This window comes from Streptomyces milbemycinicus (assembly GCF_002154605.1).
Taxonomy (GTDB): Bacteria; Actinomycetota; Actinomycetes; order Streptomycetales; family Streptomycetaceae; genus Streptomyces; species Streptomyces milbemycinicus.
In genome coordinates this window covers 1-8998 of record NZ_MUNE01000998.1, presented here as the reverse complement: position 1 = coordinate 8998, position 8998 = coordinate 1, and the positions used below count along the sequence as shown (strand labels likewise).

The window sequence follows — 8998 nt, the reverse complement described above, 5'->3', positions numbered from 1 at the left end:
CTGATGACCGGCGCGGCGAAGAAGTCGGTGACCTTGACCCGGGTGCCGGATTCGGCGGTACGGGTGCCTGCGAAGGACGCGGCGGACCCGAAGGTGGTGTTCCTCAACCGGCTGGAGGGCGTGACGGCGGCGAAGGGCGAGTAGACCCTACTGAGTAGGCCCTGCTGAACAGGCCCCACCGAGCACGCCCCCGCTCCCCCGGCGCCGCCCCGTCAGCGTCCTATCGGCCAGGCGTGCGACTCGTGCTCATGTCCCTCGTCCGCAAGCCGCGCGCACGCGTCGGTCAGCGACTCCAGCAGCGACAGCGGGTCCGGCAGCGGCCGCTCCGGACCGAGCAGCCAGGCCACCCGGCCGTCCCCCGACAGCCGCGCGGGCGGCAGCAGCACATAGCTGCCCCGGCAGTGCCAGCGCAGCCCGGGGTGCTCGTCCATCGTCTCGGGGTGGCAGTCCAGCTCACATGGCCACCACTCGTCCTCGTCCTCCGGCGTGCCGCGGGTGGCCGTGAAGAACAGCATGCGCTCCTGGTGATCGGCGCTGGTGGTGGCGACGGGACCGACCTCGACACCGGCCTCGCCCAGCCGCTCCAGGGCCTGCCGGCCGGCGGCCACGGGCACGTCCAGCACGTCATGGGCCATACCGGTGGCGGTGATGAAGTTCGCCTCGGGGTCGCTCCGCAGCCACCGCGCGACCTTCTCCGGATCGGTGGTCGCCTGCGTCTGCCAGGCGAAGGAGACGGGGTGCCGGGCCGGGGTCGGACAGCCGATGCGGTCGCAGGAACAGCCGTAGCCGGAGGGGTGGGCCGCCGGCGCGAGCGGGAACCCGGCGGCGGCAGCGGCCATGAGCAGATCCTCGCGGGCGTCTGCCGCGCCCGCCCCCGTGCCCGTGTCGCCGCCCGCACCGCTCCGCGGCCGACGCAGCCACTGGGAGAACCTGCCCTTGCGTTCCATCTACCGCCTCGCTTCCCCACCGCTACCGCCGAATACCGACCCAATGCTCTTAATGCTGCCACCATCCTGCTCCGGAGGTGGCCGGTGTCCGCATCCGGGGTGCCCAGGCCCCCCTCTGGGTGCGGATATCAGGCATAACCGAACTGGCGCCCCTAGCGTTCCCTTTATGGTCACGAGGTCTCTACTGGCTGGTATAGCGGTCCTCACCCTGTCCGTGCCGGCCGCTGCGCCGACCACTGCACCGGCCATGGCGCCGACCGCCGAGCCGCCCCTCCCGTCCGGGCGGCGCGGCGGGTTCCCGACCGCCGATTCGCTCCCGCCGATCACCTACGTGGCGCACCGCGGCGGCGCCCTGGAAGTCCCCGAGAACAGCCTCTCCGGCCTGACCGCCGCCTATGAGCGGGCCGCCGCCCAGGTCCTGGACTTCGACACCAGGATGCTGCGGGACGGCACGCTCGTGGTGATGCATGACGCGACGCTGGACCGTACGACGTACTCGACCGGCCCCGTGAAGTCGCTCACCGCCGCCCAGTGGCGCTCCATACGGCTGCGGCCGGGCCTCCAGCTGCCCGGCCTGTGGCTGCCCGAGGCGCCGCCGACCGTCGGCGAGGCGCTGGACCTCTTCGGTGGGCGCAAGGTGCTGATGGTGGAGGCGAAGGACCCCGACAGCCTGCCCCGCCTGTCCGCGATGATCCACGAGCGCGGCCTGACCCGCTCCGTCTTCGTCAACACCAACCGCCTCCGGGTGGCCCGGCAGGCCCACCGGATGGGGCTGCTGACGCAGCTGTGGCGCTCTGCGCAGCAACTGCGCAAGGACCGGCCCCGCGCCTGGCGGGGGTTCGTGGATCTGCTGGACGTCGACTACCAGGCGCGGAGGAAGGACCTGCGGCGGGCGGTGGCCTCCGGCATACGCCGGGTGTGGGCCCATACGGTGAACACGCCCGAGGCGCGGGACCGGATGCTGCGGCTGGGCTGCGGCGGCATCATCTCGGACGCGCCGACCCTGCTGACGCGGACGGCGCGCTGACCGCGCTGTTCACCGCTTGAGGACCCCCCGCAGCGCCGTCTCGACCACCGCGTCCGCGTAGTCGTGGCTGAGCGGATGGGTGCGCAGCAGCCAGCGGTGGGTCAGCGGGCCGCACACCAGCTCGACAACGACGTCCGGGTCGACGCCCCGCGCGATCTGCCCGGCCTCCTGCGCGGCCCGCAGCCGCTCGGCGAGCAGCCGCAGCCCCGGCTCCAGGACCCGGGCGACGAAGTGGGCGCCGAGCTCGGGGTTCACCAGGCCCTCGGCGGTCAGCGCGCGGGCCGGCAGGTCGTACGCGGGGGCGTTCATCTGGTCGACGGCCCCCCGCAGCACGAGTTTGAGGTCCGCCTCCAGGTCACCGGTGTCGGGCAGCGCGGGCTCGCCGCCTTCGGGGGTCTCCCCCTGGGCGGTGAAGGCGTCGAGCAGCACCGCGGCCTTGGAGGGCCACCAGCGGTAGATCGTCTGCTTGCCGACCCCGGCGCGGGCCGCGATGGCCTCGATGGTGAGCCGGGGGTAGCCCATCTCGCCGATGAGCTCCAGGGCGGCGTCGAGGATCGCCCGGCGTGCGCGTTCGCTGCGGCGGGCGGAGTCGGGCGCTGCCTTGTCGGCTGCTTTGTCGGCTGCTTTGTCGGCCATGGCGGACAACCTATCGACCCCTTTAAACCATCCATACGGCTCATGCCCCGGGCGGGGGCCGGGGCGCACCATATGTCCAGGACCGCGTACGACGATCCGTACGGGCCTGCATCCCCGTGAGGAGCCATCCTTGTCCTTGCGCACCCCCGAGCGCCGCGCCACCGCGCGCCGCTATCTGATGTGTCCGCCGGCCCACTTCCGGGTCACCTACTCCATCAACCCCTGGATGGACCCGGCCAAGCCCGTGGACCTCCCGCTCGCGCTCGCCCAGTGGGAGGACCTGCGCGACCGCTACCGCTCCCTCGGCCACACCGTCGAGGAGCTGCCGCCCCGGCCCGACCTCCCCGACATGGTGTACGCGGCCAACGGCGCGACCGTCGTCGACGGCCGCGTCCTCGGCGCCCGCTTCGCCCATCCCGAACGCACCGGCGAGGCGGCGGCCCACCTGGAGTGGTTCCGCGCCCACGGCTACGCGCAGGTGCGCGAGCCCGAGCACGTCAACGAGGGCGAGGGCGACTTCGCCGTGACCGCGTCCTGGCTGCTGGCGGGCCGCGGCTTCCGCAGCAGCCCGCTCTCGCACCCCGAGGCACAGGAGTTCTTCGGCCGCCCGGTGCTCGGTCTGGACCTCGTCGATCCGCGCTACTACCACCTCGATACGGCGCTGTGCGTACTCGACGACACGACGGACACGGAGATCATGTACTACCCCGGCGCCTTCTCCCCGGGCAGCCGGGCCGTGCTCGCCCGTCTCTTCCCTGACGCGATCATCGCCACGGAGGCGGACGCCTCGTCCCTCGGGCTCAACGCCGTCAGCGACGGCCGCCATGTCGTACTCCCCCAAGCGGCGGCCGGACTCTTCGGGCCCCTGCGCGAACGGGGCTACGAGCCGATCGCGATGGACCTGAGCGAGCTGCTCAAGGGCGGCGGCAGCGTGAAGTGCTGCACGCAGGAACTACGAGATCCGGGCCGTTAGGCCCGACCAGCCCGACCGCCCCGGCCGCCGCGAAGGTGCTGCCGCCGGGGCGCCATCGACCGGCCAGGAGGCGGTCGCACGAGCGGTAAACTCTGGCGGATGCACGCTTCCGCCGCCGAGGGCGCCCGTACGGGCGAGACGCTGCGCGCCGCGCTGGCCGGGCTGGTCGATGGGTTGTCGGCTCGGCAGGCCGCGCAGGCCACGGGACGGCTGATCGAGAACTACCGGGGGCGGACCCCGACCGATGCGCCCGTGCTGCGCGATCGGGCCGACGTCGTCGCCTATGCCGCGTATCGGATGCCCGCGACGTTCGAGGCCGTGCGCTCGGCGCTGGCCGCCTTTCGGGCAGGGGCGCCGGGGTGGAGTCCCGGCTCGCATGTCGACATCGGTGGCGGCACCGGCGCGGCCACCTGGGCGACCGCCGCGGCCTGGCCGGACGGGGAGCGAGCCACCACCGTGCTGGACTGGGCCGAGCCCGCGCTCGCGCTCGGTCGGGAGCTGGCCGGCGGCGCGGGCGTCGAGGCGCTGCGGGAGGTGCGCTGGCAGCGCCAGGTCATCGGCGACGGGCTCTCCCTCCCCGACGGGACCGACCTGGTCACCGTCTCGTACGTGCTCGGCGAGCTCACCGCCGCCGACCGCCACGCCGTCGTCGACGAGGCGGCCCGGGCCGCTCAGGCCGTAGTGCTGATCGAGCCCGGCACCCCGGACGGCTACCTCCGTATCCGCGAGGCGCGGGAGCGGCTGCTGGCGGCGGGGCTGCGCGTGGTGGCTCCGTGCCCGCACAGCGCACAGTGCCCGATCGAGCCGGGTGCGGACTGGTGCCACTTCGCGGCCCGGGTCAGCCGGTCCTCGCTGCACCGGCAGGTGAAGGGCGGTTCGCTGCCGTACGAGGACGAGAAGTTCGCGTACGTCGCGGCGGCCCGCTTCCCCGCCGCGCCCGCGGACGCCCGCGTGGTGCGCCGCCCGCAGCTCCGCAAGGGCCAGGTGCTGCTCGACCTGTGCGCCCCGGACGGGCTGCGCCGCGAGACGGTCACCAAGCGCCAGGGCCCCCGCTACCGTACGGCCCGCGACGCCGACTGGGGTGACGCCTGGCCGGGCGAGGACCCTCACGCGCCTACGTAGGCCGCCAGGTGCTCGCCCGTGAGCGTGGCCCGCGCGGCGACGAGATCCGCCGGGGTGCCCTCGAAGACGATCTTCCCGCCGTCGTGGCCGGCGCCGGGGCCCAGGTCGATGATCCAGTCGGCGTGGGCCATGACCGCCTGGTGGTGTTCGACGACGATGACCGACTTGCCGGCGTCGACGAGCCGGTCGAGCAGGCCGAGCAGCTGCTCGACATCGGCGAGGTGGAGGCCGGCGGTCGGCTCGTCGATTACGTAGACGGGGCCGTCACCGCCCTTGTCGGCCATGTGGGTGGCCAGCTTGAGCCGCTGCCGCTCGCCGCCGGAGAGCGTGGTGAGCGGCTGGCCGAGGGTGAGGTAGCCGAGCCCGACGTCGGCGAGGCGGCCGAGGATACGGTGGGCGGCCGGGGTGCGCGCCTCGCCGGTGCCGAAGAACTCCTCGGCCTCGGTCACCGACATCGCCAGCACCTCGCTGATGTCGCGGCTGCCGAGGTGGTAGTCGAGCACCGAGGCGTCGAACCGCTTTCCCTCGCAGTCCTCGCAGGTGGTGGAGGTGCCGGCCATCATCCCGAGGTCCGTGTAGACGACGCCGACGCCGCCGCAGGTGGGGCAGGCGCCCTCGGAGTTGGCGCTGAACAGCGCCGGCTTCACGCCGTTGGCCTGCGCGAACGCCTTGCGGATCGGGTCGAGCAGCCCGGTGTACGTCGCCGGGTTGCTCCGCCGGGAGCCGCGGATCGCGCCCTGATCGACGGACACCACACCCTCATCTGCAGGAATCGACCCGTGCACGAGGGAGCTCTTGCCGGAGCCCGCCACCCCGGTGACCACGCAGAGCACCCCGAGCGGAATGTCGACGTCGACGCCCTGAAGGTTGTGGGTGTTCGCGCCGCGGATGGGCAGCGTGCCGGTGGGCTTCCGTACCGTCTCCTTGAGTGAGGCCCGGTCGTCGAAGTGGCGCCCGGTGACGGTGCCACCGGCCCGCAGCCCCTCGACGGTGCCCTCGAAGCAGACGGTGCCGCCCGCCGTACCGGCGCCCGGGCCGAGGTCGACGACGTGGTCGGCGATCTCGATCACCTCCGGCTTGTGCTCGACGACGAGCACCGTGTTGCCCTTGTTCCGCAGCCGCAGCAGCAGCCCGTTCATCCGCTGGATGTCATGGGGGTGCAGACCGGTGGTGGGCTCGTCGAAGACGTACGTCACATCGGTGAGCGAGGAGCCGAGGTGGCGGATCATCTTGGTGCGCTGTGCCTCGCCGCCCGAGAGCGTGCCCGCTGGCCGGTCGAGCGAGAGATAGCCGAGGCCGATCTCCACGAACGAGTCGAGGGTCTGCTGCAACGCGGTGAGCAGCGGCGTCACCGACGGCTCCTTGAGGCCGCGGACCCATTCGGCCAGGTCGCTGATCTGCATCGCGCAGGCGTCGGCGATGCTGATCTTCTTGATCTTCGACGACCGGGCGCCCTCGCTCAGCCGGGTGCCGTCGCATTCGGGGCAGATGGTGAAGGTGACCGCTCGCTCCACGAACTCCCGGATATGGGGCTGCATCGCCTCCTTGTCCTTGGAGAGCATCGACTTCTGGATCCGCGGGATCAGCCCTTCGTAGGTCATGTTGATGCCCGCGATCTTCATCCTGGTCGGCTCGCGGTGGAGGAAGTCCTGCAACTCCTTCTTTGTGAACCTGCGAATGGGTTTATCCGGGTCGAAGAAGCCCGACTCGATGTAGAGCCGGGAGTTCCAGCCGCCGCCCTTGTAGCCCGGGACGGTGATCGCGCCCTCGGCGAGCGACTTGGAGTCGTCGTAGAGCTGGGTGAGGTCCAGGTCGGTGACCGAGCCCCGGCCCTCGCAGCGTACGCACATGCCGCCGGTGCGGTTGAAGGTCGCCTTCACCGCCTTCTTGGCACCGCGCTCGACGGTGATCGCGCCGCTCGCCCGGACCGAGGGGACGTTGAAGGCGTAGGCGCTGGGCGGGCCGATATGCGGCTTCCCGAGCCGGCTGAAGAGGATGCGCAGCATCGCGTTGGCGTCGGTGGCGGTGCCGACCGTGGAGCGGGGGTCGGCGCCCATCCGCTGCTGGTCGACGGTGATCACCGTGGTCAGCCCGTCGAGGACGTCGACCTCGGGCCGGGCGAGCGTGGGCATGAAGCCCTGTACAAAGGCGCTGTAGGTCTCGTTGATCAGCCGCTGTGACTCCGCGGCGATCGTGTTGAACACCAGTGAGCTCTTGCCCGATCCGGAGACGCCGGTGAACACCGTCAGCCGACGCTTGGGGAGCTCGATGCTGACGTCCTTGAGGTTGTTCTCGCGCGCGCCGTGCACACGGATCAGATCGTGGCTGTCGGCAGCGTGCGGCGCGGCGGGCGGCTGCGGGTCCGTCTTCCTGGCCATGCTCATGGTGTCTCCGTCTTTCAGTTACGCGAGTGCGCGAGGCCGCCTGCGCGCTCGGCGCGACCCCGTCCTATTGACTCTGGACGGGGTCGCGCGCGCAAGGAGCGAGGTGCGAGGTCAGCGCAGTTCGTTGATGCGGATCAGATTGCCCGCGGGGTCGCGGAAGGCGCAGTCGCGCACACCGTACGGCTGGTCGATCGGCTCCTGGACGACGTCGGCATCGCGGGCCTGGAGCCGGGCGAAGACGCCGTCGAGGTCGGCGGTGGCGAGGGTGAGGCGGGCGTAGGTGCCCTTGTCCATCATCGAGACGATGGTGCCGCGCTCATCGTCGGTGATGGCGGGGTCGGTGGCCGGCGGCTCCAGGACGATGGAGGTGTCGGGCCGGCCGGCGGGGCCGACCGTGATCCAGCGCATCTTGCCCTGTCCGATGTCGTTGCGGACCTCGAAGCCGAGGATGTCGCGGTAGAAGGCCAGGGAGGCGTCCGGGTCGTGGTGCGGGAGGAAGGTCCAGTGAATGGTGATGTCCATGGCGTCATGCGTGGCGTTGCTCATGGCGTTCACGCTAGCCACGGCCCCGTGACCCGGGCTTCTCCATTCCTGATCGGTTCCTGGACCGGCTCCCGGACCGGATCCCGGACCGGTTCCCTGTGCGAAACTCCTCGTATGAAACGGCTGGACCTCGACGACCTCGTACGGCTGCGGCAGGCCCGCGACCGGATGGACCGCGACTACGCCGAGCCGCTCGACGTCCCGGCGCTGGCGCAGGGCGCGCTGATGTCGCCGGGCCACTTCTCCCGCAGCTTCCGCGCCGCCTTCGGCGAGACGCCGTACAGCTATCTGATGACTCGCCGTATCGAGCGGGCCAAGGCGCTGCTGCGGCGCGGCGACCTCACGGTGACCGAGGTCTGCTTCGCGGTCGGCTGTTCGTCGCTGGGGTCGTTCAGCTCGCGCTTCACGGAGCTGGTCGGCGAGAGCCCGAGCGCGTACCGGGCCCGCAGCCATGACCACGCCGCCGCCATCCCGGCGTGCATCGCCAAGATCCACACGCGGCCGGTCAGGAACGCGGAGGCGAGCCCCGCCCCGCGGCCGTAGCGTGATTCATATGGAGATCACGCTTTCCACCTGCTTCATCGCCGTCGACGACCACGACAAGGCGATCGCCTTCTACCGCGATGCGCTCGGCCTCGAGGTGCGCAACGACGTCGAATTCGAGGGGATGCGCTGGGTGACCGTCGGATCGCCCTCACAGCCGGATGTGAGCATCGTCCTGGAACCGCCGCTCGCCGACCCCAACGCTTCGCCGGCCGACAGACAGACCATGACGGAGCTGATGGCCAAGGGCCTGCTGCGCGGTGTCATCTTCTCGACGGACGACTGCGACGCCACCTTCGAGCGCGTCAGCGCCGCGGGGGCCGAGGTGCTGCAGGAGCCCATGGACCAGTTCTACGGACTGCGCGACTGCGCCTTCCGCGACCCCGCGGGCAACCTGCTGCGCTTCACCCAGCCGCTCGAGAAGTGAGCCCCGAGGCGGTCCCGGCTCACGGGCCCGGCGTTGCGGCCCGCAGCGCCCGCGCCAGCGCCGTCCCCGCCGCCGCGCGCGGGGCGCTGTCGGCCGGGCGGCGGCGCGGGTGCACGGTGTTGGCCAGCAGCACCAGATACGACGACGTGGCCCGGTCGAGCACCAGGCTGGTGCCGGTGAAGCCGGTGTGGCCCGCCGCGCCCCGGCCCGCCAGCTCGCCCATGAACCAGGGCTGATCGATCTCGAACCCGAGCCCGGGCGCGGCCAGCATCAGCTCGACGGACTCCGGCCGCAGCACGGGCGGGCCCCCGCCCAGCAGGGCGCGGCACAGCAGCGTCAGATCCGCGGCCGTGGAGAAGAGCCCGGCGTGGCCCGCGACGCCGCCCAGGGCGTAGG

Annotated in this window: 10 protein-coding genes; 5 read left to right on the top strand and 5 right to left on the bottom strand. The window is 71.9% G+C overall.

Annotation, left to right across the window (positions count from 1 at the left end):
• Positions 1–212: 212 nt before the first annotated feature.
• On the bottom strand, positions 213–947 hold the full coding sequence (locus CCN51_RS50185; protein ID WP_014180247.1) for a bifunctional DNA primase/polymerase: 735 nt from the start codon (positions 945–947) through the stop codon (positions 213–215).
• Positions 948–1194: 247 nt separating this feature from the next.
• On the opposite strand from CCN51_RS50185, the gene CCN51_RS50180 reads away from it, so the two are divergent.
• On the top strand, positions 1195–1974 hold the full coding sequence (locus CCN51_RS50180; RefSeq protein WP_014180246.1) for a glycerophosphodiester phosphodiesterase: 780 nt from the start codon (positions 1195–1197) through the stop codon (positions 1972–1974).
• A 9-nt stretch (positions 1975–1983) separates the two neighbouring features.
• Here CCN51_RS50180 and CCN51_RS50175 read toward each other — a convergent pair whose 3' ends face one another.
• Positions 1984–2610, bottom strand: coding sequence for a TetR/AcrR family transcriptional regulator (locus tag CCN51_RS50175; protein ID WP_014180245.1), 627 nt, complete (start codon positions 2608–2610; stop codon positions 1984–1986).
• 178 nt (positions 2611–2788) lie between these two features.
• On the opposite strand from CCN51_RS50175, the gene ddaH reads away from it, so the two are divergent.
• Both ddaH and CCN51_RS50165 read left to right on the top strand, forming a co-directional pair.
• Positions 2789–3583 (top strand): dimethylargininase, encoded by a 795-nt coding sequence (ddaH, locus tag CCN51_RS50170; protein WP_043491870.1) that lies wholly within the window; start codon positions 2789–2791, stop codon positions 3581–3583.
• A gap of 99 nt (positions 3584–3682) precedes the next feature.
• The gene (locus CCN51_RS50165) at positions 3683–4705 is read left to right on the top strand and encodes a small ribosomal subunit Rsm22 family protein (protein WP_014180243.1); all 1023 of its coding nucleotides are present in this window, start codon (positions 3683–3685) and stop codon (positions 4703–4705) included.
• On the opposite strand, the gene CCN51_RS50160 is transcribed toward CCN51_RS50165, so the two are convergent.
• Together CCN51_RS50160 and CCN51_RS50155 are read right to left on the bottom strand one after the other, a co-directional pair.
• Positions 4690–7089 (bottom strand): ATP-binding cassette domain-containing protein, encoded by a 2400-nt coding sequence (locus CCN51_RS50160; RefSeq protein WP_043487749.1) that lies wholly within the window; start codon positions 7087–7089, stop codon positions 4690–4692. The genes CCN51_RS50165 and CCN51_RS50160 overlap by 16 nt on opposite strands.
• Positions 7090–7200: 111 nt before the next feature.
• The gene (locus CCN51_RS50155) at positions 7201–7611 is read right to left on the bottom strand and encodes a VOC family protein (protein ID WP_014180241.1); all 411 of its coding nucleotides are present in this window, start codon (positions 7609–7611) and stop codon (positions 7201–7203) included.
• Between the two features lie 135 nt (positions 7612–7746).
• On the opposite strand from CCN51_RS50155, the gene CCN51_RS50150 reads away from it, so the two are divergent.
• Together CCN51_RS50150 and CCN51_RS50145 are read left to right on the top strand one after the other, a co-directional pair.
• On the top strand, positions 7747–8175 hold the full coding sequence (locus tag CCN51_RS50150) for a helix-turn-helix transcriptional regulator (protein WP_014180240.1): 429 nt from the start codon (positions 7747–7749) through the stop codon (positions 8173–8175).
• A gap of 10 nt (positions 8176–8185) precedes the next feature.
• Positions 8186–8602 (top strand): VOC family protein, encoded by a 417-nt coding sequence (locus CCN51_RS50145; RefSeq protein WP_014180239.1) that lies wholly within the window; start codon positions 8186–8188, stop codon positions 8600–8602.
• A 19-nt stretch (positions 8603–8621) separates the two neighbouring features.
• Here CCN51_RS50145 and CCN51_RS50140 read toward each other — a convergent pair.
• The coding region (locus CCN51_RS50140) for a serine hydrolase (protein ID WP_158104786.1) at positions 8622–8998 on the bottom strand (377 nt) is incomplete at its 5' end.

Coding starts and splice junctions, on each gene's coding strand:
- CCN51_RS50150 (WP_014180240.1), top strand. CDS start 7,747: ATGAAACGGCTGGACCTCGACGACCTCGTACGGCTGCGGCAGGCCCGC.
- CCN51_RS50145 (WP_014180239.1), top strand. CDS start 8,186: ATGGAGATCACGCTTTCCACCTGCTTCATCGCCGTCGACGACCACGAC.
- CCN51_RS50155 (WP_014180241.1), bottom strand. CDS start 7,611: ATGGACATCACCATTCACTGGACCTTCCTCCCGCACCACGACCCGGAC.
- CCN51_RS50185 (WP_014180247.1), bottom strand. CDS start 947: ATGGAACGCAAGGGCAGGTTCTCCCAGTGGCTGCGTCGGCCGCGGAGC.
- ddaH (WP_043491870.1), top strand. CDS start 2,789: ATGTGTCCGCCGGCCCACTTCCGGGTCACCTACTCCATCAACCCCTGG.
- CCN51_RS50175 (WP_014180245.1), bottom strand. CDS start 2,610: ATGGCCGACAAAGCAGCCGACAAAGCAGCCGACAAGGCAGCGCCCGAC.
- CCN51_RS50160 (WP_043487749.1), bottom strand. CDS start 7,089: ATGAGCATGGCCAGGAAGACGGACCCGCAGCCGCCCGCCGCGCCGCAC.
- CCN51_RS50165 (WP_014180243.1), top strand. CDS start 3,683: ATGCACGCTTCCGCCGCCGAGGGCGCCCGTACGGGCGAGACGCTGCGC.
- CCN51_RS50180 (WP_014180246.1), top strand. CDS start 1,195: ATGGCGCCGACCGCCGAGCCGCCCCTCCCGTCCGGGCGGCGCGGCGGG.